Here is a 23,129-nt window from a genome sequence, read left to right as displayed (position 1 = left end):
GTTCCTCGTTCCTTCACCGATCACTGCTTACGGGCCTCTCGCGCGAGAAGCCATACAAAATAGATGCCACCGATGGAGACGGTGACGACGCCGACCGGCAACTGTGTCGGTGCAAAAGCTCGCTGCGCCACCCAGTCGCTGACCATCAGCAACGCGCCACCCATTGCTGCCGACGGCAGCAGGGTCACTCCGGCACTACCGGTCAATCGCCTCACCAATTGCGGAGCCGCCAGCGAGACGAACCCGATCGGTCCGGCCGCTGCTGTCACCATGGCCGTCAGAGCGACACCCAGAACAACCAGGGAAAGCCGCGTGGGTTCGGCCCGGACTCCGAGTGCCTTGGCGGCGTCGTCGCCCATCTCGAGCATCTGCATCCGCCTGCCCAACACCAGGATCAGCGGAACGAGGATGGCCAGCACGACGACCACCGGCCACACCTGAGTCCAGCCGAGACCGTTCAACGAACCGGCACCCCACACTGCGGCGGCCATTGCGTCGTCAAGCTTCGCCTTGAGAATCATCCACGTGTTGACCGAGCCCAACATCGCACTGATGGCGATACCGACGATGATCAACCGGAATCCCTGCACACCACGCTTGTACGCAAGGAGGTAAACCACTGCTGCGGTCGCGATTCCGCCCACCAGAGCACCGACTGCGATCTCGTAGTAAGTACCACCGATGAGGAGGATGACCACAAGAGCGCCCGTGTACGCACCGGAGTTGAAGCCGATGATGTCTGGGCTACCCAACGGGTTCCTGGTGAGCGATTGGAAGATCGCACCGCTCATGCCGAGTGCCGCACCGAGCATCAGCGCCAACAGAACTCGGGGCAGACGCCATTCCACGACGACCATGTGGATACGCGCGGGCGCTTCGCCGAACAGTGCGCCGAGGACGTCCCCGATCGGCACCTGGTAGTCACCACTACCGAGGGCGATGACACCGATCGCCAGTGCAAGCGCAACGAGGATGAGGCAGACCGTGACCGTGCGGACGTCGATCCGCGCGGACCAGCCTTCTTTGGGTGAGCGCACCACCGTGGTGGGGCGCCCGAAATCGATGCTCACAGACCGCTCACCTTGCTTCGACGCACCAGCATGATCAGCACCGGAGCTCCGATGAATGCCGTGACGATGCCGACCTGAAGTTCACCCGGGCGCAGCACGATTCGGCCGACGACGTCGGAGAAGAGAAGCAGAATCGGCGAGCACACCAACGTGTACGGGAGAATCCATCGCTGATCCGGTCCGACGAACCATCTTGCGACGTGCGGAACCATCAGACCGACGAATCCGATCGGCCCGGCCGCCGCTGTCGCTGCGCCACACAGCAAGGTCACCGCGATGACACCGAGGATACGAGTACGAGTGATGTTGGCACCGAGCGAACGTGCCAGATCGTCACCCAAGGCCACCGCGTTGAGTTGGCGCGCCAACGCGAGCGCCAGGAAGAGTCCGATGAGAATGAAGGGGGCAACGGCCAGAACGATTTCCAACGAACGTCCGCTGAGTGAGCCGGCATTCCACTGGCGCATCTGATCGAAGGCGGTCGGGTTGAGCAAGGTGATGCCGGACGAGATGCCGCCGAGCACGGAGCCGATGGCAACACCGGCAAGCGTCAGCCGAATGGGCGTCGCACCACCTCGACCGATCGAGCCCAGCGTGTAGACGATCGCCGTGGCTATCACCGCTCCGAGGAACGCGAACCAGATGTACGACCAGATGCTGGTCAGGCCGAAGACCGCGACGGCGACAACCATCGCAAAGCCTGCTCCGGCATTGACACCGAGAATTCCGGGGTCAGCCAAGGGATTTCGTGTCATCGCCTGGATGAGGCCACCGGCCACGCCGAGCGCCATGCCGACGATCAGACCGAGCAGAGTACGCGGCAGCCGCAGGTCACGGATGATCACGTGATCGTTCGAGTCGTCGTAGTTCACCAGCGCGTCGATGACCGTGCCGAACGGAATGGTCTTCGATCCCACCGCAATGCTCAGAAGGAGCACGGCGGCGAGCACCACCAGGCACACCAAAAGACCCGCCATACGACGAGAGTTGGTCGATACCAGGCCGTCCGGTTGCTTCTGCTTCTCTTGCAGCGACTCGTCGATCAGTTCTTCGGTGTGTTTGTCGACGGCTCTCTCGTCAGCCGCACTCTGGTCGACGGCACTCTTGTCTAATCCAACGGTCACAAGCCGGCGCTCTCTAGAGTCTTCTCGACCTCGTCGCGAATCTCTTCCTCGTCGCGGTCCGATTCCCAGGCCGCATCGAGTGCCGCGCGGACACTCTCGTCGAGGGCCTCGTACTTCGCGTTCCAGACCTCTGCCTTGTAGGTCCAGTAGCCGATGACCTTGTACTGCTCACCCGGCAACTTCAGTTCGTGGCGAAGGTACTTGCGGATGTCACGGAGCATCGTGCTCTCGCCTGCCACCCACACGTATCCGAGTTCAGTGGGCAGGTTCATCGCGCGAACCGCGTCCGGCAGCTTCGACGGTGCAACACCGTTGCCACTGCCGACCAGCCAGATGAACTCGACGTCGGCGTCCGAGGTGATCTGCTGCTTGTGCGACTCGTCCACCACCTCGACGATCGCCTTGGCCGACATGCCGGCCGGCAACTGTTCGATCAGACGACCGAGTGCGGGGAGTCCGGTTGCGTCGGCGACGAACACCTGCCAGCGTGCGTCGGCCGGCGGCTCGTAGAGGCCACGAGACTCGCCGATCGCCAACTTGTCACCGATCTCGGCTTTCTGCGCCCAGTCGCTGGCGATTCCGCCCTCGTGAACGACGAAGTCGATTGTCATTCGGCTGGTTTCGGCATCGAACCGTCGCACGGTGTACGGCTGGCACGGGGATGGTTCCTCGCCCTCCGGGTACCGCCAACCGCGCGGTGCGTCCGGATCTTCCGCCGGTAGAACGAACTCGCCTGTAGCCGGGACCGGGAAGTGGAGGCGCAGGTATTCGTCACCGGTACCGGTGGTTTCGAAGGCGGTCAGCTCCTCCCCTCCGAACACGATACGAACCATTCCCGGGGTCACGTACTCCTTGTGAAGTACCTCGCCGAACACAAGACTCACAACAATCTCCAACATCGATGGAACATGAACCGGACCCGAACACGAGGATCAAATCCGACTTCCGGACATAGTTAACCCGCGCTAAGTAAGGTAGACCTTAATTTATTGCAGTGTTGTCGATGAGTCGATGCCTTCTCAGCTGCAACGGGGCCAACTACTATCGCAATTCGGCCAACGCAATACATATGGCCTGTTCACGACAAGTATTGGCACCGGTGTGACTTCTGACTACCGCCCACGATCCCTAGCGTGGACCCAGTGCCTTCGACACCACTTCTTTCGGCCGAGACAAACGGTCCCCCAACCGGCCCGGCGATCACGCCGCGCCAGGTAATCACTCGCGCGATCGCTTCCGAAGGTCGCGGAGCCAAGCTGGCGGCGGCGTCCGTCGGCTTCACCGGCCACCAGGTCGCGGAAGCGTTGGTGCCGGTAGTGATCGGTGCGGTGATCGACCGTGCTGTCGCGACCAGCGATGCCGCCGCACTCGGAAAGTGGATCCTCGTTCTCGGAATTCTCTTCACCGGCTTGTTGCTCAGTTGGCGCTTCGCTGCACGCATCTCCGATTCCGTCACCGAGCACGGTGCACATCGCTTGCGGATGGACATCGCGCGCCGAGGCCTCGATCCGCACGGCATGTCACCGCGGCGCATGCCGGGCGAGGTCTATTCGATCGCGACGTCCGACGCGGGTTCGGTGGCCGGATTCACGCACACGCTGAGCACCAAACTTGCGGCCGCCTGTGGAGTGCTGACCGCCGCGATCTCGCTGCTGGTGATCTCGGTGCCACTCGGCCTGCTCGCCATCCTCGGCACGCCCCCGGTGCTGGCTCTCATGCAGGTGGTCAGTCGACCGCTCGAACGCCGAGCCGAGACCGATCAATGGCAGGGCGCCAAGGCCGGTGCCCTGGCCGCAGATCTGCTCTCCGGACTCCGAATCCTCTCCGGCATCGGCGCCGGAGATGCTGCAGCGCAGCGGTATCGGGGAGCCAGCCGGACTTCGTTGGAAGCAACCCTTCGCGCACAGAGATACCAAGCGATGTACTCCGCCGCCAATGTTGCGATCGCCGGTGCTTTCCTCGCCGTCATCGCGTACGTGGGTGGACGGATGGCAGCGTCCGGGAGCATCTCGGTCGGTGAATTCGTTGCCGTGGTGGGTCTGGCACAGTTCCTTCGCGGTCCGTTGATCGACATCATCTACTTCGGCGCCGGCCTGGCACGGGCGCGTGCTTCCGCCAACCGCGTCGCAGCACTTCTCGGGACCACCGAGGCTGTGACTCCCGCGGGTGCACCTGTGCCCCTGAATCACTCCGAGTTCCTGACGCTGCGCGACGTCGTGTTGGCCGGAGCGTCACCAGTCGATCTCGACGTCAAACGCGGCGAGATCATCGGCATCGTCACCGAGAATGCGGCGTGGGCGGATGCGTTGGTCGACGCACTGGCGCGTCGAATCGAGCCTTCGAGCGGAACAATTCATCTCGGCGACAACGCCATTCACGAGCTGCACATCGACGAACTTCGCACTCACGTTCTGGCAGCACCGCACGACGCGGCACTGTTCATAGGAACAGTCGGCGACAATATCGACGCCCTCGCACCGATCGGTCGCCGCAACGACGAGGCCATCGCCGCGGCCGCCGCAGATCAAGTGATCTCGGCACTGCCGCTCGGCCTCGCCACCCGAGTCACCGAGCAAGGGAATTCTTTGTCCGGCGGACAGCGTCAGCGCATCGCGTTGGCGAGGGCACTGGCAAGCGAAGCGCCCGTCCTGGTGCTACACGATCCCACCACTGCCGTCGACTCCGTCACCGAAGCGCGCATTGCTCGCGGGATCGCCGAGGTACGCGGGGCGCACGCCACAATACTTCTGACCAGCAGCCCCGTGCTGCTCGATATCTGCGATCGGGTGATCGAGCTGTGAACGAACTACTCCCCACCGCAACACCGAAACAAGCGCGCCGCGCGGCACTTCGGTTGATGGGACCCCACCGAATTTCCGCGATCGCAGCAGTCGTCACCCTGACCGCCGCGACCGCGATCGGTCTGCTCACACCGCTGGTCCTCGGCGCCATGGTCGACGCCGTGACCGACGGAGACGGCGACGCTGTCTCTCGCATCGGCACACTGACTCTCGCGTTGGTCGGCATCGCGGTTGCCTCATCCCTTCTCGTCGGAGTGAGCAACTACCTGCTCGCCGGCGTCGGCGAACGCGTTGTCGCCGACCTTCGCGAAGAAGTCGTCGTCCGGGTTCTCGACCTTCCGCAGAGCGACGTCGAACGCGCCGGGCGCGGAGATCTCGTCTCCCGCATCACCGGCGACGTGCGGTTGGTGACTCGGGCCGTATCCGAAGCACTTCCGGTTTTTGCCACCGCGGCACTGACCATCGTGTTGACGCTGATCGGATTGGGTAGCCTCGATTGGAGATTCGCCGTCGCCGCGGTGATCGCGGCACCCATCCAGATCCAGGCACTGCGCTGGTACCTCTCGAGGTCTGCACCGGTCTATCGCGAGGAGCGAGAGGCGGAAGGTGCACGTGCGCAACAGCTCCTGGACTCGCTGAGTAACTCCGACACCGTCGGATCGCTTCGCCTGGCCCAGCCGCATCTCGAACAGATCGAATCTCGATCGATGGCCGCCGTCCGCCTGAGCTTGTTGACCACGCGTCTACGCACCAGATTCTTCGGCCGGCTCAACATCGCGGAGTACATCGGCCTGTCCGCTGTGCTGATCACAGGCTTCTGGCTGGTGAAAGACGGTCAGATCAGCATCGGCGCCGCGACCGCCGCAGCCCTGTTCTTCCACCGCCTCTTCGATCCGGTGGGCGCAGTTCTCAGCGTGTTCGACGAATTGCAGGAAGGCACAATCGCGTTGGCTCGCCTGGTCGGAGTCACCCTTGCGCCCGTGCCATCCGCACCGACCGATCCGCAGGAACCTGTCGACAGCTCGGCGTCTTTGGAACGCGTCACATTCTCGTACCGAAGCGGCGACGCTCCGGTTCTGCGAGACATCAACATCACCCTTCCGGCAGGAACCGTCACGGCGCTGGTGGGCGCTACCGGAGCCGGAAAATCGACAGTCGCAAAACTGGTCGCGGGGACCTACGAACCGACCGAAGGCGTCGTGAAGATCGGGACGGTGCCCCGGAACGAACTGCCAACGTCGACCTCTCGGAGCGCGGTGGCCCTCGTGACTCAGGAGGTCCACGTCTTTGCCGGCACGTTGGCCGAGGATCTGCGGCTGGCCGACCCGTCGGCAACCGACAGCGACATCATCGCAGCGCTCGAAACCGTCGGCGCCTCCGATTGGTTGCGGGCACTCCCGGACGGACTCGAAACCGTGGTCGGAGACGGTGGACACCGGCTGACCGCAACACAGGCCCAACAACTTGCGTTGGCAAGAATCGAATTACTGGATCCGCCGCTGCTGATTCTCGACGAGGCGACCGCCGAAGCGGGCAGCGCCGGAGCCAAGGTCCTCGACGATGCCGCTCTGGCTCTGACCCGGGGTCGCACTGCTGTCACAGTGGCACAGCGACTCTCACAGGCCGTCGACGCCGATCAGATCCTGGTGATGGACGACGGCCGTGTGGTCGAGCACGGCTCTCACGACGAGTTGGTCAACCTCGGGGGTCGGTACGCGGAACTGTGGGAAGCGTGGTCCGCGCCGCGGCGTTGACCGCGACGGTTGCACCGGGCACTTCCGCCCGGTGCAACCCAACTCAAGCGTGCAGGAGATACGGCACCGATTCGGGAGCCACGCTCCCCTTGTTCATCATGCTGCCGGGTGTCCGGCCGGTGACCCGGCGGAACACTGCGACAAAAGCACTCGGAGTTTCGTATCCGACCCGCCTACTGACAACCGAAACCGGCACGCCAGCAGCCAGGTACGTCAGTGCTGCGCGGACTCGAACCTGAATTCTCCACTGCGCAAAGGTCATTCCCGTACCCTGAGCGAACACACGCGTCAGCGTACGGACGCTACCGCCGGCCGTCAGCGCCCATTCGGACAGCGACCGCTGGTCTGCCGGATTGGCGACCAACGCTTCGGCAACGAACAACGCTCGCGGATCGGTCGGCATCGGAACCTCCACCGCAGCAACTTCGAGCGGCTGCAACATGTCGAAGGCCACCCGCTCGGCGCGACTGCGCGCCTCGTCGGGCATGTTCCGCCGATGCATGTGCAGGAGTACCTCACGCAGGAGAGCGCTGACACCGAACAAGCCCGGAACACCCGACGGCGCGGCGTGCGCCTCAGGCCGGAAGTACGTGCAGAAGAACTCGGTACCTGGGCCCGCCTTCACGGCATGCAACGCACCGGCAGGCAGCCACAGTCCGGCCGAAGGCGGCACCTCCCAAGTGATGCCGTCGGCAACAACGGTGAGCATTCCACCGGAGTTTCCCCAGATCAGCTCATGTTCAGGATGACGATGCGGGGCCCACTGCCGCTGATGAGAGAGCTTCAGAGTCACCGTTGTCATCGAGTAGGGGTGATCGATGGAACGCGGCCCCACGGGCACCGAAATTCTCTCTGCCACAGCTGTCATGAAGACGAGTATAGGACTTTCGTTAGGCATACCTAAATAGGAACCCGAAAATGGTTGACTGTGACCCCAGAGTTACACATACCAGGGTCCCCGATATCGTGACTGCAACTCCCGGCTACGGGTCGGCAACGAGAGGTACATGATGGTTGACGCATCACGAATCCCGGTCATCGTCGGCGTCGGCGATCTGCGCTGGAATCCTGCCGACGGGCACCGCGAACCTCTTGACTTGATTCACGACGCCACCGTCGCCGCGTTGAACGACAGTGGACGCGCTGAGCTGGGAACACAGATCGATTCCGTGTTCGCGATCAAGACGGTCAGCTGGTCGTACGACGATCTCCCCGGGCTGCTTGCCTCACGATTAGGCGCGACCCCCACTGTCACCTCTACCTCGCCGATCGGTGGCCACTGGCCGGCGGCACTCCTCGATCGGATCGGCGCGGCCATCGCTCGCGGTGAATCCTCGGCTGCTCTGCTCGTGGGCGGCGAATCGCACGCCAGCAGCACCGCGCTGCGAAAGTCCGGAGTCGCTCCCGACTCGATCGGGTGGACCGCTGCGCCCGGTGGGCCTCCCGGATTCGATCCGGCCGACCTGGGAAGCCCTGAAATGCAGCGCGCCGGTTTCATCGTGCCGACGCGCGTCTACCCGCTCTTCGAGAACTGTTTCAGTGCTTCCGAGGGCCACGGCGCCCGCGAATCGCTCGCCTGGTCCGCGAAGATGTACGCCGCATTCTCGGAACTGGCATCGAAGAATCCAGCCTCCTGGACGTCGGAGATCCGATCGGCAGACGAGATCGGCACCGTCGGACCTGGCAATCGGATGGTCTCCGAGCCGTACCCGCTGATGCTCAACGCCATGCCCTTCGTCAATCAGGCTGCGGCCGTTGTCGTCTGCTCGTTGTCGACCGCCCGCGAGTTCGGGATCGATGAAAGCAAACTGGTGTACCTCTGGGGCGGCGCTGGTGCGAGTGATCCGTTGGACATCCTCAGCCGCAACAGCTTCGACAGCTCGGCCGCGATGCATGACGCCGTACATCGCACACTCGATGGTGCCGGAGTCGGCGCCGACGCACTCGACATCGTAGATGCCTACAGCTGCTTCCCGATCGTGCCCAAGCTGTTGATCCGCGAACTCGGACTTCCCGATACCGCGATCCCAAGCGTCACCGGAGGTCACTCGTTCTTCGGCGGACCGCTCAACAGCTACACCCTGCATTCCGTCGCTGAAGTCACCAGGCGAATTCGCGACGGCGCGAACCTTGCCCTCGTCCACGCCAACGGTGGATTCCTCACATACCAGCACTGTGTACTGCTGTCGGCCGCCGCTCATGCCGACGGGTACGTCGGTGATCCCGACGCACGCGCTTTGACCGCGGAGGCTCCGGAACTGATCACCGATTACCAGGGCACTGCAGAAATCGTCACTGCCTCTGTCGAATACGGTCGCACCGGGGAGCCTGAGATCGGGTTCGTGATTGCAACAACGCCGGACGGCGGCCGCGTCGCCGGTCACACCGGTCCCGAGAATGCCGCCGAACTGACCCAGCTTCGCGGTGACAACCCGGCGGCGATCGGACGGACCGTTCATATCAGCGACGAGAACGGGAAGCTCACGCTCACGTTCTGACGGTCGACAGCCGTGAGCACCGGGGCATGCTTGTGCCCCGGTGCTCACGTCTTCAGTTGTCGCGATTCACGCCGCGGTGGGCGGACTGTTCCCACCGATCGGATGCTGGTGCGGATCGATCGACATCGGTGGGTAGAACACCGTCTTCCGATCCGGGCCGATCTCGACACGCCACTCGGTGTGGTGCAGCGTCCGATGGTGATGACCGCACAACAAGATCAGGTTGTCGAGATCTGTTGGGCCACCATCACCCCAGTGAACAATATGGTGAGCATCGCACCACCCCGACGGAGTCCCGCACCCCGGGAACGCGCACCCACCATCCCGAACCGCCAACGCCCGCCGCTGCGGCACCGTTGCTGTTCTCGCTTCCTTACCGCACTCGAGCGGAACACCATTCTCATCCAACAAGATCCGCGTCACGGTGCAGTCGCACGCCAACATCCGGGCAGTGTCGATACTGATCGGACCCACCCAATCCGTCCACGCAAACCCGAGTTCCTCAGTGGACGGCAGGAGGTCTTTCAAAGCTTGCAGGTCCGTCATGTCTTTCGCGCTGGCGGTGACCGTGATGTGTGGTTTCACTCCGCCTTCGATCGGGCCCAACCCCGCTCGCTCGTACCGGCGCAGGAGTTCGCAGAACCCATCGGCCCGTCGTAATGCCGGCGTGCGGGTGTCCTTGACGCCGTCTTTCTCCGGTGTCGGAGCCGACAGGCTAGACAACAACGTGATCAGACGCGCCCCGTTCACCGCATCCAGATCACCCTTCACCGACACCCGCCCGTACAAGCCTTTCGAGGCGTAGAACTCGTTCCGTTCCGAATCTTCCCCGACCGGAACACCGTCCTCACGCTTGCCAAATTGCTTCTCGATCCGCCGAATCGCCGCCCGCACCGCATCACAATCGGCAATCTTCTTCGACGCCAACCGAAGCAGAATCCCGCGGGCCTTGTCCACATCCGCCAGGGTCATGTTCTTCGGTGGATGCTGACAAAACGACGCCACCTGACGCGCTTTCAACTCATCCACGTCACCACGGTGAAACGCATCGCCCACAACGGGTTCGAGCATCAACAACCGCGCCAACCCGACCAGCAGACTGCACTCACCGATCTCCAGATTCGTCGAACCGTGCAACCACTGCGCGATCGCCCGAAAACCCTTCCCGCCGAGAACCTCTCGGGAAAACATCTCCACGATCAACAACACCAACCGCGACTGCAACTCGTGCCGGGCGCGCACCAGATCCAGAACCTCACCCTTGAGGTCCTCACCATCCAGTTGCCACGCATCCCGACTGTCCATGCTCAAAGTTTAATCGAACATACTTTCGAGAGCCAGAGACAAAACGGACAACTTCGAAAACATCAAGACTCGAGACCTGTTGAAGTACATCAACATTCACCTAGTCGTCCAATATCACGCGATAGAAGACATACCCCGCAAAACACACAATCGCAACAACACACAGCACGAGCAGGATGTCGAAAAAGACGACCATGCTTCACCCCCAGTGAGTTCAACCCAGTTCAAGAACTTCTCCACGCGGAGAAGAACGTATCACGGTATCTTCTCTGCGTGGAGAAATCGACGCGAGAAGCACTTCTGGACGCCGGGCTCGACCTGCTGGGCCGGGTTGGGTTTCGAGCCTGGTCGATGAGAGGCGTCGAAGACGAGGCGGGCGTGCCACACGGCAGCGCACGGCACTACTTCGCAAATCAACGTGGACTGATAGTCGAGGTGGTGCGACACCTTCTGGACGGCGATCTTCCTCGCCCAGGCGAGACGCCGAAGCAACAAGTGGCCCGGTGGCTGGGGCCTGAATCCGGCCGCACCCGGGCGCGTTACGAACTGATCATCGCGTCATTCCACGATCCCGACCTCGCAGTGGAACTGGTGCGTGGTCGGGATCGGTTTGTCGACATCTTGGTCGAACGCGGCATGACCTCGTCCGATGCAACGGAGTTGGTCGCAGCATTGGACGGGGTCGTTCTGGACGCACTGCTACGCGAGCAAGCACCGGAGGGCGTGGATCCAGAGCGAATCTTCAAGAAATTCGGAGCGAAGTTCCCCTAGCCGTCCAGCTCGGCGAACAGCTCCATCCACTGCTCCTCGGCGGCTTCCTTATCCGCGATGACCTGCTTGAGTTCAGCCCCGAGCTTCTGCAGCTTGTCCGGGTCGGTGGCTGCGTCGGCGAGGGAAGCGTGCAGCTTCTTCTCGCGGTCGTCGAACTTCGCAATGGACCGCTCGAGCTTCGAAAGTTCCTTGCGTGCAGCGCGATCCGCAGCACCGTCGCGGACCTGCTTGCTCTTCGACGCACCACTCGCGGTCGAGGCCACCGACGGGTTGTCGCCGTCCCCCATCGCTGCGCGTCGACGCAGGTAGTCCTCGATACCACCCGGCAGGTTGGTGAGCTTGCGATCACCGAAGAGAGCCCAGGTGGTGTCACAGATGCGCTCGATCAGGTACCGGTCGTGCGAGATGACCACCATGGTGCCCGCCCAGCCGTCGAGCAGATCCTCGAGTTGCTGAAGCGTGTCGATGTCGAGATCGTTGGTGGGCTCGTCGAGAAGCAGAACGTTGGGCTCGGCCATGAGGACACGCGTCAACTGCAGACGGCGGCGCTCACCACCGGACAGATCACCGACGGGGGTGCGCTGACGCGCCGGTGTGAAGCCCAGCCGCTCAGCCAGCTGACCGGCTGACACTTCCTTGTCCCCCAGCGTGATTCGCTCGGCTACGTCCTTGACCGCGTCGAGTACACGCATGTCGGTCGGCAGATCGTCAAGTTCCTGCTTGAGCCAACCGATGTGGACGGTCTGCCCCTGAATGCGCTTGCCTGCTGCCGGCTCGAGTTCACCGGCCAGCGTCCGCAGCAGAGTCGTCTTGCCCGAGCCGTTGACACCGACCAGGCCTACACGCTCCCCCGGAGCGAGCCGCCAGGTCAGATCCTCGACGAGTACGCGGCCGTCCGGGGTCTCCAGACGCGCGTCTTCGAGTTCGATGACAACCTTGCCGAGTCGACGCTGGGCGAAGGACGCAAGTGCCACCGCGTCACGAGGTGCCGGAACGTCGGCGATCAAGGCCTCCGCGGCCTCGATGCGGTACTTCGGCTTCGATGTACGGGCCGGCGCACCGCGGCGCAGCCATGCGAGTTCCTTGCGCGCAAGGTTGCGTCGACGCTCTTCGGAAGCGTCGGCCTGACGCGAACGCTCTGCGCGGGCGAACACCCAGTCGTTGTAGCCACCCTCGTAGCTTTCGACGCCGCCACCGACAACCTCCCAGGTTCGGGTGGCGACGGTGTCGAGGAACCAGCGATCGTGGGTCACGACGACAAGCGCGCTGCGACGCGAGACAAGGTGCTCGGCCAACCACTGAACACCTTCGACGTCTAGGTGGTTGGTCGGCTCGTCGAGCACGAGCAGGTCGAGGTCTTGAACCAGAGCCGCAGCGAGAGCCACACGGCGACGCTCACCGCCGGACAGGCCGTCGACCTTGGCGTCCAATGCGGACCGCTCGCCGCCTGCGCCCAAGTTGTCGATGCCGATTCCCGAGAGCACTGAACGAATGCGCGCGTCGCCGGCCCACTCGTGCTGAGCCACTCCGAGCGGCCCCAGGACCACTTCACCGACCGTCGAGCCTGGAGGCAACACACCGCGCTGCGTCACGACGGCCATGCGCAATCCGCCGACGCGGCTCACGCGTCCCGAATCCGGCTGCTCCACACCCGCGAGGACTTCGAGCATGGTCGTCTTGCCGCCGCCGTTGAGGCCGACGACACCGATGCGCTCGCCTTCCTCCACGCCCAGGGAGACCCCGTCGAGCAACGGCTTGACGCCGAAAGACTTCGACACGTTTTCCAGATTGATCAGATTCGCCATCAGTGCTGTCCCTTTGCCGCATTGTCGAGTATTCGTGCTCCGGGAACGGGTCCGCTCGCCACGCGAACGGTGCGGCACACCCCCGCTCCCGCAAGTTCTGCGCTCACTTCCACCGCGGACTGTGCGTCGGCGCAGAGAAAGGCGCACGTCGGTCCGGAGCCGGAGACGATGCCGGCCAAAGCTCCGGCTTCGACACCCGCTCGCAGCGTCCGTCGTAGATCCGGGTTGAGTGAGAGTGCTGCCGCCTGCAGATCGTTTCCGAGCAGCGGAGCGAGCACATGAGGGTCACCGGTGGTGAGCGCGTGAATCAACTCGTCAGCGGTACCCAATCGATTCGGTGTGCCTTCGGCGCGAAGCTTGTCGAGTTCCCGGAAGACAACCGGCGTGCTCAAGCCTCCCTTGGCCAGCGCCAACACCCAGTGAAAGGTGCGGCGCGTCAAGACGGGGACAAGTTGTTCACCGCGACCGGTTCCGAGGGCAGTGCCACCGTGCAGCGAGAACGGAACGTCACTCCCGAGACGTGCCGCGAAGGCGTCGAGATCAGGCCGCGAGAAGTCGAGTTTCCACAACGAATTGAGCGCAACCAACGCGGCTGCCGCGTCGGCGCTCCCGCCGGCCATACCGCCTGCGACGGGAATGCCCTTCTCGATGACGATCTCGACATTCGAAGCCACGCCACCCTCGGCGGCCAGCATCTCGGCGGCGCGCCACACGAGATTGGTGCGATCGGTCGGTACGGCCGCGGCGTCGTCGCCGATCACCCGCACGGTCAAGGTGTCCGCAGGCGCCACCGTGACGGTGTCTGCCAGCGACAATGCCTGAAAAACGGTCGTCAGTTCGTGATAGCCGTCGTCTCGCAGGTCCCCGACGGCAAGGTGGAGATTCACCTTGGACGGGGCCCGGACAACTACGGGGCGAGGAACGACGGAGAGCACAAGGAACAACAATAGGCGCTGCGAACACCTGGGCGAAAACCTGCGACCGCCGCACCCCATCCGACAGCAAGCACACCCACGCTATTTCACCGCGCGCACGCCTATCCCCAGCCCGACCACAGCCACGCTGACGGCAGCGAAGATTCCTGCCAGAACGCTGCCCGACGCGAAGTCACCGGCAAAGAGAGCCCGCTCGGCATCCACGACGTAGCCCAGCGGATTGATGTTCACGAGGACCTTCATCCAACCTGGTGCGTCATCGAGTGGAAGCATGGTTCCCGACAGGATCAGGAGCGGGAACATCAGCGTCTGCTGAACGACCCAGAACATCCAATCCTGCTCCCGCACAGCCAGAGCGAGAGCGTACGAGAGCGCACCGAGTCCGACGCCGAAGACTCCCAGCAGGACGATTCCGAGCGCAGCGCCCGCTGCATTGACGTCCAATCCGAGCGGTAGCGCAACAAGGATGATCAGAATCGCCTGCGCCGCAAGCGGAACCATCTCCTTGCATGCCCTCCCGATCAACAACGAAGAGCGTCTGAGCGGAGTCACCAACATTCGCTCGTGGGATCCCTGCTGCATCTCCATCAGAAGGTTGGAACCGGTCATCGTCGTGCCGAAGATCGCGATCATCACCAATACACCGGGGATGAACCAATTCCATACGCCGTCACCGGTACCCGGGACCCCTTTGAGCAGAGGCCCGAACAGGGCCAACAGGATCAGCGGCTGGATGAGGCTGAAGATGACGCTGACCGGGTCACGCAACATCGGTCGCAGTTCACGGCCCATCACGATCGCGCTGTCTCGAACAATGTTGCCGTGCGCGCTACGTGGGGTATCGAGTGTGATTGTCATGGCGGATTCCTGTTCGTCGTAGTTCTTCGTCGTAGTTCTAGGAAGCAACCGCGGCGGCGCTCTCGCGCAGGCTGCGGCCGGTGAGAGTGAGGAAAACGTCGTCGAGAGTCGGCCTGGTGATGTCGGCAGTAACTGCGCGGGCGCCGCGGGCATCGGCTTCACGCAGCAATACCGGAAGCGTCGAATCACCCTCGCCGGCACGGATACTCACCGAGCTTGCCTCGACCGTGACGTCACGCACAGTGACAAGTTGCTCGGCCACCGACGCCGCGATGGCGGCCGCTTCGGCGTTGTCGAACGTGAGCAACAAATGATCTCCGGCAAGATCGGCCTTGAGTGCGGCAGCGGTGTTGTCCGCGATGACAGTGCCTTCGTCGATGACGATGACCCGCTCTGCCATCGAATCCGCTTCTTCGAGGTAGTGCGTGGTCAGCACGATCGTGGTGCCCATCTCGCGCCGCAACCGCAGGATGTGGTCCCAGAGGTTGGCCCGACTCTGCGGGTCCATGCCCGTGGTCGGCTCGTCGAGGAACAGGAGCGGTGGGCGATGGACCAGGCCCAGAGCGATATCGAGCCGCCGTCGCTGCCCGCCGGACAGCGTACTGACCTTTCGAGTACCCAACTCGGTGAGTTCGAGATCACGCAGCAATTCGTCGGCCCGGACCTGCGACTCGCCCTTGGGCATTCCGTAGCACAACCCCTGCGTCACCAACTCGTCGCGAACCCGCTGGTTGTGGCCGGCTCCGTTCCCCTGTCCGACGTATCCGAGGCTGGAGCGCACCTCGTTTCGTGCCGCAGCGATGTCGAATCCTGCGATCCGCGCAGTACCGGATGTGGGCTCGAGCAAGGTGGTCAGCATGCGCAACGTCGTCGATTTTCCGGCACCGTTCGGTCCAAGCAAGGCGACCAACTCGCCCTCCGCTACATCGAGAGTGACTCCCTTGACCGCTTCCACGAGCTTCTTGCCCTGGGCGAAGTGCTTGGTGAGCGCCTCCGTCTCGATCATCGGTCTGCCGTTGTTGATGCGACTCATGATGTGCCCCAATTTCTTCTCGACTGGTCGGATGTGGACCAACCTAATTTCAATTGAGGACGCATTGGGTCCTAAATGTTTGGCAGACTTCTTGCCATGAAGGAGACATCGGCTCGCCTACTGCGGTTGCTGTCACTGCTCCAGACACGTCGAGACTGGTCCGGTGCCGAACTCGCAGACAAGCTCGCGATCACCCCGCGCACAGTCAGACGTGACGTCGACCGCCTCCGCGATCTCGGCTACCCGGTCGACGCGACGGTCGGCGTCGGCGGTGGATATCGCCTGGGAGCGGGCGCGGAGATGCCCCCGCTACAGCTCGATGACGAAGAAGTGCTCGCGGTGGCGCTCTCGTTGCAGTCCGGAGCGACCGGCTCTGTGGTCGGCATCGGCGAGGCTTCGATGCGCGCGCTGGCGAAGCTGCGGCAGATCATGCCGTCGAGGCTGCGACACCGTCTGGAGTCGCTGTCGATCGACGTCGTGCCACGCGAGCCCGCCGCGAGCGCAGTCGATGCGTCGGTACTGTCCGCCATCGCGTCCGTATGCCACAACCACGAGCGTTTGAGATTCGACTACAGCACTCACGACGGCACCCAGAGCCGACGCGAGGTGGAACCGTACAGGCTCGTACGGTCGGGTGTTCGGTGGTATCTGGTGGCTTGGGATCTATCTCGCGAAGACTGGCGGTCGTTCCGCGTCGACCGGATGGAACCCAAGATTCCCACCGGTCCGCGGTTCACGCCGCGGGAACTACCGGCCGGTGGCGCGGCAGACTTCGTTTCGCGCGGCGTCGCCCGGGCTTATTCCTCCACGCGCGCAACAGTTCTACTGCATGCACCCATCGAGCAGATAGCACCAATGGTCAATGAGCAGTGGGGATCAGTGGAGTCCACCGACGAAGGGCGTTGCGTCATAGTGCTTTCGGGCACTTCCCTACGGTCGATCGCAATGTGGCTCAGGGCTTTCGACGTCGATTTCACCGTTGTGAATCCACCCGAACTCCGCGAGGAATGCCGCGCGATCGCAGCAGAAACCGCAGTGGCCGCTCAGCGTTATCTCGATGCGTGAGAGCACTTTTCACCCAAAATGCAACAAGACCCCAACTCCGAAGAGTTGGGGTCTTGTCAGTACGGCATGCGTCGGTTGCCCGACTCACATGGACGTCTTAGACGATGGTAACGCCGGTGGCCTGCGGGCCCTTGTTGCCCTGACCGATCTCGAACGCCACGCGCTGGTTCTCCTCGAGAGTGCGGAAGCCGCCACTCTGGATCTCGGAGTAGTGAACGAAGACGTCAGCACTGCCGTCTTCGGGAGCGATGAAGCCGAACCCCTTCTCGGAGTTGAACCACTTCACGATGCCCTCTGCCATGTAAATCTCCTCTAACACAGTGTCAACAGGCAGTCGCTTCGACCGCCCGGGTCACTTACTACGACCGTTCTGAGACAAATCCGTGGAGGATGTCCAAACGCTCGCAACCTAACCATTTGCGAGCGTGGAAACACAAACACAAACACTTACGACCAACACAAGTAGACCACACATCCGCCCTGTTGTCTTCCCTGAGGCCTTCGTCACTGCCCAACCCGTTGACAGGCATACCCCCTGGGGGTACCTTCAGTCCCAGGGAGATACCTACACCGGGTATCCGTAAAATGAGTTTTACACAAGCGAAAGGATCTGCGATGACCACCGCCGAATACACCGTTTCCGGAATGACCTGCGGACACTGCGTCGGATCCGTCAAGGAAGAGATCGGCAGCATCGCGGGCGTAACCGCGGTGGATGTCGAATTGGCGAGCGGACGCGTCGTTGTCACCAGCGATGCCCCCGTCTCCGCAGCCGACGTCGTCGCAGCAGTCGACGAAGCCGGCTACGCAGTCGTACCAAGCTGAGTCAGCCGTGCGCACCTCGACAACACTTGCCACCTACGCCGTAGGGTTGGTCGCCGTCTTCGGCGCCGCCCTCGGCGTGGGGGCCGCAATCGGAAGCCCGATAGACATGTCCACTACCCAGCACAGCACTCACGAATCAACCGCTGAATCGATGCCAGGCATGGATTCGGCGACACCCGCAGGGCTCGAAGTCTCTTCCGGCGGATACACACTCACCGACGTGACCGCACCCGGTCGAGCTGGGGAACCGGGAACCTTGACCTTCCGGATTCTCGACAGCACCAACAAGCCCGTCGTCGATTTCGACCTCCTGCACGAGAAGAAGCTCCACCTCATCGTCGTCCGAAACGACACCAGCGAATTCCGCCACGTACATCCTTCTCTCGCCGCAGACGGCACCTGGTCGATCGACTGGACCTGGCCCGTCGCCGGCACCTACCGAGTCTTCGCGGACTTCGATCCCACCGACGGCACCCAACTGACACTCGGCCGAAACTTCGACGTGGCAGGCGAATTCACTCCTGCGCCGCTGCCCGCGAAGAGCGCGACCGCAACCGTCGACGGATACACCGTGACTCTCGACGGTGATCTGACCACTGCCGGCGGCCCGATCACGCTGAGCGTTGCTCGCGACGGAGCCCCGGTCACCGATCTCGATCCGTACCTCGGTGCCTACGGTCATCTTGTTGCGCTTCGCACCGGCGACCTCGCCTACCTGCACGTTCACCCCGAGGGTGAACCGGGCGACGGCGTCACTGCTCCCGGTCCTGACATTTCCTTCCACGCACAGGCGCCCAGCGAAGGCACATACCGACTGTTCCTCGACTTCCAGCACGAGGGCGTGGTTCGCACCGCCGAATTCACTGTTGATGCAGGCACTTCCGCAGCTTCAGTTCCAGACAATCACGAGGGAGGGCACTGATGACGTCACCGACTGCGGTCGACAATGCTGCCAACTCGAGCAGCGTCGAACTCGCGATCACCGGAATGACCTGCGCCTCCTGCGCGTCACGAATCGAGAAGAAGCTCAACAAGATCGACGGCGTCACAGCCACGGTCAACTACGCGACGGAAAAAGCCAAGGTCACCTTCCCGGACGGGGTACCCGTCGAAGATTTGGTCACCGCCGTCGAGAATGCCGGTTACGCTGCCGCGCTCCCGAAACCGCCCAGCGCGCCAGACACCGTCGACCCGGATGCGGAAACCCCGCAGGATCGTGATCTGCGCGAGCTTCGTACCCGCCTGATCATCTCGACTCTGCTCTCCGTGCCGGTCATCGCGATGGCGATGATTCCTGCGTTGCAGTTCGACAACTGGCAGTGGCTCTCCCTCACGCTGGCCGCACCGGTCATCGTGTGGGCGGCCCTTCCCTTCCACCGGGCTGCCTGGGTCAACCTGCGTCACGGCGCCGCAACGATGGACACGCTCATCTCGCTGGGCACCGTCGCAGCGTTCGTCTGGTCGCTGTATGCACTGTTCTTCGGCACCGCGGGCGAAGCGGGAATGAAACACGCCTTCAGACTGACGGTCGACCGGATGGACGGCAGCGCCAACATCTACCTCGAGGTTGCCGCGGGCGTCATCACGTTCGTGCTCGCCGGACGCTACTTCGAGCACAAGTCGAAGCGCACGTCCGGCGCCGCACTACGCGCGCTCATGGAACTCGGCGCAAAAGACGTCGCGGTACTGCGAAACGGCGTCGAAGTACGAATCCCCGCCGAAGAACTGGCAGCGGGCGACTCCTTCATCGTTCGGCCCGGCGAGAAAATCGCCACCGACGGCATCATCACCGAAGGCCGCTCAGCCGTCGACATGAGCATGTTGACCGGCGAATCCGTCCCGGAGGAGGTCGGTGTCGGAGACACCGTCGTCGGGGCCACCGTCAATGTCGGTGGAACCTTGACCGTCGAGGCCACCCGAGTCGGGAGCGACACCCAACTCGCCCAGATGGCGGCACTGGTCGAAGACGCCCAGAACGGCAAGGCCGAAGTTCAGCGCCTCGCCGATCGAATCGCCGGCATCTTCGTACCGGTCGTCATCGCGATTGCCGTTGCGACACTGGGCTACTGGCTCGGTACCGGCAACCCCATCGAGATGGCATTCACCGCTGCGGTCGCCGTCCTGATCATCGCGTGCCCCTGTGCTCTCGGATTGGCAACGCCCACAGCTCTGTTGGTGGGCACCGGCCGCGGAGCCCAGATGGGAATCCTCATCAAGGGACCCGAGGTGCTCGAATCGACGCGCGCAGTCGACACCGTCGTGCTCGACAAGACGGGAACCGTCACCACCGGTCAGATGACATTGCTGGACACCGTGGTGGGCGAAGGAACAACCGTCGACGAGGTCCTTCGGCTGGCCGGCGCCCTCGAACATCGCTCCGAGCACCCCATCGCCGCTGCGATCGCGAAGGGTGCGACCGAAGCCGTGGGCGAATTGCCTGCGGTCGAGGATTTCGTGAACGTCGCCGGTCGCGGCGTGCAGGGAATGGTCGAGGGTCATGCCGTTGTTGCCGGCCGAGACGCGCTGCTCGCCGACTGGTCGATGCCGTTGCCGGAAAATCTCCGTGACGCGAAAGCTGAAGCAGAGAAGGCCGGGCGCACCGCAATCGCGGTGGGCTGGGACGGCAAGGCGCACGGCATCCTCGTAATCGCCGACGCGGTCAAGGACACGAGCGCCGAAGCAATCGCGCAGTTGAAGGCACTCGGCCTCGAACCGGTTCTGCTGACCGGTGACAACGCCACCGTCGCCCGCACTGTGGCGGATCAGGTCGGGATCAGCACCGTCTTCGCCGAGGTCATGCCGGCGGACAAGGTCGACGCCGTCAAGAAGCTGCAGGCGGAAGGACGCGTCGTAGCCATGGTCGGCGACGGCGTGAACGACGCGGCGGCCCTGGCTCAGGCCGATCTCGGTCTGGCGATGGGCACGGGCACCGACGTTGCAATCGAGGCCAGCGACATCACCCTGGTTCGAGGTGACCTGCGGTCGGCAGCCGATGCAATTCGACTGTCCCGCAAGACGCTCAAGACCATCAAGGGCAACCTGTTCTGGGCGTTCGCCTACAACACGGCTGCGATCCCGCTGGCTGCGGCCGGCCTGCTCAACCCGATGCTCGCTGGTGCCGCAATGGCATTCAGCAGTGTGTTCGTGGTGAGCAACAGCCTGAGGTTGCGGCGGTTCAAGTAAGGGGGCAAGCCCCTGTGCGCGGTTAGGGAGTCCCTGCACTCCTTAACCGCGCACGGGGCTATTCGCCTCCAGCCAGCCGAACGAAGGCTGCTGCGTCGAGCATCTCGCCACGCGTCTGTGGCTCGATGCCGGCAGCGAGGAGCCGTCGCTCGGCCTCGGCAGGCGAACCTGCCCACCCGCTGAGCGCGGCACGCAAAGTCTTGCGGCGCTGCGCGAATGCGGCATCGATCGCCGCAAAAACCTGCTTGCGGTGCTTCTCGTCCATCGGCCACGGCGGCTCCGCGTACCGGTCGATACGAACCAGACCTGATTCCACCTTCGGCACCGGCCAGAACACGTTGCGTCCGACGGCACCGGCGCGGCGAACCTCGCCGAAGAAGTTGGCCTTGACGCTGGGAACGCCGTAGATCTTGCTTCCCGGATCAGCCGCCAGGCGATCGGCAACCTCGGCTTGCACCATCACGAGTGCGGTCCGCAGACTCGGGAGCGATGCGAACAGATGCAACAGCACCGGCACCGCGACGTTGTACGGGAGGTTCGCGACAAGCGCGGTCGGCTCGCCGGGAATCTGTGAAGGCAGCACACGCATCGCGTCCGCTTCGACGACGGTCAGTCGATCGGCCAACTCCGGCGCTCGCTCGGCGACCGTCTTGGGAAGGCGAGCCGCAAGGTTGGGATCGATCTCGACCGCGATCACACGATCGACGACGTCCATCAGCGCCATCGTCAGCGAACCGAGACCCGGCCCCACCTCGAGAACGACATCGTCACGAGTGACGCCTGCCGTGGTGACGATGCGTCGCACGGTATTGGCGTCGTGAACGAAGTTCTGCCCCAACTGTTTCGTGGGCCGGACACCGAATTCCTCGGCGAGAGCGCGCACCTCGACCGGACCGAGCAGGGCTGCCTGCCCGCGCGGAGTAGCGATGGGTTCGTTCGATTGTTCGGCGTCTGACACCAGTAGAACTTATCCCAGTCCGAGGCGACCCGAGCACGACGGCCATGCGCCCCAGCCCTGAGTGCGCTGCGTTTGCGTCGCGATCGCGATCTGCTCTTCACGGGTTGCGAGGTCGGCGCGAGGCGCATACTTCAACCCGCCCTGCCGTTCCCACGTGTTCTGGTCGAACTGCACGCCGCCGTAGAAACCGTTGCCGGTGTTGATAGCCCAGTTGCCGGTGGCCTCGCACTGTGCGAGCGCGTCCCACGTCGAACCGTTCTCCACGGGCGGCACCTCGGTGCCCGGCTTCGTTCCCACGCGCACGACCTTCGGCTGCGCCGGTGTGGTGATCGTCTCCGATACCTGTGTACGTCCGGCCTCGACACCGTTGACGAGATTCACGGCGAACGTCACGTCACGCACGCCGGGAACGCCCGGATTCTCGACGATCGTGCGACTCTGGTTCATCGTCGGATCCTCGATGCGCTGATCCGGCGGATCGAGCGGCAAGGTCTCGACTTTGTTCTCGGTGCGGTTGCGCGTCACCGTGACCTCGAGGCCCTCGGTCAGCGGAGCGTCGGCGGCGGGAACCACCGTGTCCGACTGCTCGAGCGGAGTGCCGTTGGCCGTAAGGAACTCGCCCACCGTCGGTGCCGCGATACGCACGTCGGCCGCCGCGTTTGCGCCGTCGACCAGTTTTGCGACGACAGGTGTCAAGACGTCGAGCGCGGCGCCGTCGAGCGGGAGACGCTGCGAGCGCGACGCCGACACGTGCACATCCGCTGAGACATCCAACTGCTTGAGCGCGTCGTCGACGGTCAAGGCGGTGGTCCAGAGCTTCTGCGGCTGACCGTCGACCGTCAGCGTGATCTCACGAGCACGACGGAGCACCACGGTGTCGCCGTCGGACAGCGACGCGTCGGCCGCGGGAGCAACCGCGTCCTTGTCACCGATCGGGTAACCCGCGTCCTCGAGAGCGCCGTCGACGTTGGTCGACATGGTGCTCAGGTGAATCTGCTCACCGTCGACGTCGAGAGTGATGGTCTTGTGCCGGACGACGGCCAGAACGCCACCCACGAGAACCGTCAGGAGAAGAGCGGCAATCGCCGAGTACAACAACGGCGACCTGGTCGAGTTGATCTTGGCGAACGGTGACATGGGTTCC

At 63.4% G+C, this 23,129-nt stretch carries 20 protein-coding genes; 8 read left to right on the top strand and 12 right to left on the bottom strand.

The features are described from left to right. Positions 1-20: 20 nt before the first annotated feature. From fepG to CPI83_RS08510, 3 genes are read right to left on the bottom strand one after another with little or no spacing between them, the layout of a single operon-like run. Positions 21-1,070, bottom strand: coding sequence for an iron-enterobactin ABC transporter permease (fepG, locus tag CPI83_RS08520; RefSeq protein ID WP_019744683.1), 1,050 nt, complete (start codon positions 1,068-1,070; stop codon positions 21-23). Next, positions 1,067-2,194, bottom strand: coding sequence for a Fe(3+)-siderophore ABC transporter permease (locus CPI83_RS08515; protein WP_020970315.1), 1,128 nt, complete (start codon positions 2,192-2,194; stop codon positions 1,067-1,069). Before CPI83_RS08515 ends, fepG begins: the two co-directional genes overlap by 4 nt. Next, positions 2,191-3,078, bottom strand: a complete 888-nt coding sequence (locus CPI83_RS08510; RefSeq protein ID WP_020970316.1) for a siderophore-interacting protein — start codon at positions 3,076-3,078, stop codon at positions 2,191-2,193. The genes CPI83_RS08515 and CPI83_RS08510 overlap by 4 nt, the downstream gene beginning before the upstream one ends. A gap of 258 nt (positions 3,079-3,336) precedes the next feature. Here CPI83_RS08510 and CPI83_RS08505 point away from each other — a divergent pair, with 258 nt between their 5' ends. Then, positions 3,337-4,995: an ABC transporter ATP-binding protein gene (locus tag CPI83_RS08505; protein ID WP_232816885.1), complete on the top strand. Its 1,659-nt coding sequence runs from the start codon at positions 3,337-3,339 to the stop codon at positions 4,993-4,995. After that, entirely contained in the window at positions 4,992-6,749 is a 1,758-nt protein-coding gene (locus CPI83_RS08500; protein ID WP_097387081.1) for an ABC transporter ATP-binding protein, read from the top strand. Before CPI83_RS08505 ends, CPI83_RS08500 begins: the two co-directional genes overlap by 4 nt. Positions 6,750-6,792: 43 nt before the next feature. On the opposite strand, the gene CPI83_RS08495 is transcribed toward CPI83_RS08500, so the two are convergent. After that, a complete protein-coding gene (locus CPI83_RS08495) occupies positions 6,793-7,617 on the bottom strand; it encodes an AraC family transcriptional regulator (protein WP_003946247.1) in 825 nt (274 codons plus the stop codon). A gap of 139 nt (positions 7,618-7,756) precedes the next feature. Between CPI83_RS08495 and CPI83_RS08490 the strand changes: the two genes are divergently transcribed. Next, positions 7,757-9,247: an acetyl-CoA acetyltransferase gene (locus CPI83_RS08490; protein ID WP_097387080.1), complete on the top strand. Its 1,491-nt coding sequence runs from the start codon at positions 7,757-7,759 to the stop codon at positions 9,245-9,247. Between the two features lie 66 nt (positions 9,248-9,313). Here the strand turns inward: CPI83_RS08490 and CPI83_RS08485 are convergent, their stop codons facing one another. Continuing rightward, positions 9,314-10,552, bottom strand: coding sequence for an HNH endonuclease signature motif containing protein (locus tag CPI83_RS08485; protein WP_097387079.1), 1,239 nt, complete (start codon positions 10,550-10,552; stop codon positions 9,314-9,316). Between the two features lie 273 nt (positions 10,553-10,825). Here CPI83_RS08485 and CPI83_RS08480 point away from each other — a divergent pair, with 273 nt between their 5' ends. Further along, positions 10,826-11,323 (top strand): TetR family transcriptional regulator, encoded by a 498-nt coding sequence (locus tag CPI83_RS08480; RefSeq protein WP_042952546.1) that lies wholly within the window; start codon positions 10,826-10,828, stop codon positions 11,321-11,323. Here CPI83_RS08480 and CPI83_RS08475 read toward each other — a convergent pair. The 4 genes from CPI83_RS08475 to CPI83_RS08460 form a co-directional block, all read right to left on the bottom strand. Continuing rightward, complete coding sequence (locus CPI83_RS08475; RefSeq protein ID WP_003946255.1) at positions 11,320-13,128, bottom strand: ABC-F family ATP-binding cassette domain-containing protein; 1,809 nt, start codon at positions 13,126-13,128, stop codon at positions 11,320-11,322. The genes CPI83_RS08480 and CPI83_RS08475 overlap by 4 nt on opposite strands. Then, positions 13,128-14,063 (bottom strand): 4-(cytidine 5'-diphospho)-2-C-methyl-D-erythritol kinase, encoded by a 936-nt coding sequence (locus CPI83_RS08470; RefSeq protein ID WP_060939748.1) that lies wholly within the window; start codon positions 14,061-14,063, stop codon positions 13,128-13,130. The genes CPI83_RS08475 and CPI83_RS08470 overlap by 1 nt, the downstream gene beginning before the upstream one ends. Positions 14,064-14,144: 81 nt before the next feature. Beyond that, on the bottom strand, positions 14,145-14,921 hold the full coding sequence (locus CPI83_RS08465; RefSeq protein WP_019744694.1) for an ABC transporter permease: 777 nt from the start codon (positions 14,919-14,921) through the stop codon (positions 14,145-14,147). A 37-nt stretch (positions 14,922-14,958) separates the two neighbouring features. Further along, positions 14,959-15,954: an ATP-binding cassette domain-containing protein gene (locus tag CPI83_RS08460; RefSeq protein WP_097387078.1), complete on the bottom strand. Its 996-nt coding sequence runs from the start codon at positions 15,952-15,954 to the stop codon at positions 14,959-14,961. A 96-nt stretch (positions 15,955-16,050) separates the two neighbouring features. Between CPI83_RS08460 and CPI83_RS08455 the strand changes: the two genes are divergently transcribed. Further along, on the top strand, positions 16,051-17,019 hold the full coding sequence (locus tag CPI83_RS08455; RefSeq protein WP_097387077.1) for a YafY family protein: 969 nt from the start codon (positions 16,051-16,053) through the stop codon (positions 17,017-17,019). Between the two features lie 97 nt (positions 17,020-17,116). On the opposite strand, the gene CPI83_RS08450 is transcribed toward CPI83_RS08455, so the two are convergent. Next, entirely contained in the window at positions 17,117-17,320 is a 204-nt protein-coding gene (locus CPI83_RS08450; protein WP_003946232.1) for a cold-shock protein, read from the bottom strand. A 314-nt stretch (positions 17,321-17,634) separates the two neighbouring features. On the opposite strand from CPI83_RS08450, the gene CPI83_RS08445 reads away from it, so the two are divergent. The 3 genes from CPI83_RS08445 to CPI83_RS08435 are packed head-to-tail and all read left to right on the top strand — an operon-like array spanning position 17,635 to position 21,027. After that, the gene (locus CPI83_RS08445; protein ID WP_097387076.1) at positions 17,635-17,844 is read left to right on the top strand and encodes a heavy-metal-associated domain-containing protein; all 210 of its coding nucleotides are present in this window, start codon (positions 17,635-17,637) and stop codon (positions 17,842-17,844) included. Between the two features lie 7 nt (positions 17,845-17,851). After that, on the top strand, positions 17,852-18,766 hold the full coding sequence (locus CPI83_RS08440; protein ID WP_092763138.1) for a hypothetical protein: 915 nt from the start codon (positions 17,852-17,854) through the stop codon (positions 18,764-18,766). Next, positions 18,766-21,027: a heavy metal translocating P-type ATPase gene (locus tag CPI83_RS08435; protein WP_084325301.1), complete on the top strand. Its 2,262-nt coding sequence runs from the start codon at positions 18,766-18,768 to the stop codon at positions 21,025-21,027. The genes CPI83_RS08440 and CPI83_RS08435 overlap by 1 nt, the downstream gene beginning before the upstream one ends. 58 nt (positions 21,028-21,085) lie before the next feature. On the opposite strand, the gene rsmA is transcribed toward CPI83_RS08435, so the two are convergent. Continuing rightward, complete coding sequence (gene rsmA, locus CPI83_RS08430) at positions 21,086-21,985, bottom strand: 16S rRNA (adenine(1518)-N(6)/adenine(1519)-N(6))-dimethyltransferase RsmA (RefSeq protein ID WP_003946263.1); 900 nt, start codon at positions 21,983-21,985, stop codon at positions 21,086-21,088. A gap of 9 nt (positions 21,986-21,994) precedes the next feature. Beyond that, the gene (locus tag CPI83_RS08425) at positions 21,995-23,122 is read right to left on the bottom strand and encodes a transglycosylase family protein (RefSeq protein WP_020908607.1); all 1,128 of its coding nucleotides are present in this window, start codon (positions 23,120-23,122) and stop codon (positions 21,995-21,997) included. Positions 23,123-23,129: the final 7 nt, after the last annotated feature.

This window comes from Rhodococcus sp. H-CA8f (assembly GCF_002501585.1).
Lineage (GTDB): Bacteria > Actinomycetota > Actinomycetes > Mycobacteriales > Mycobacteriaceae > Rhodococcus_F > Rhodococcus_F erythropolis.
This window is presented reverse-complemented; position numbering and strand designations above follow the sequence as displayed.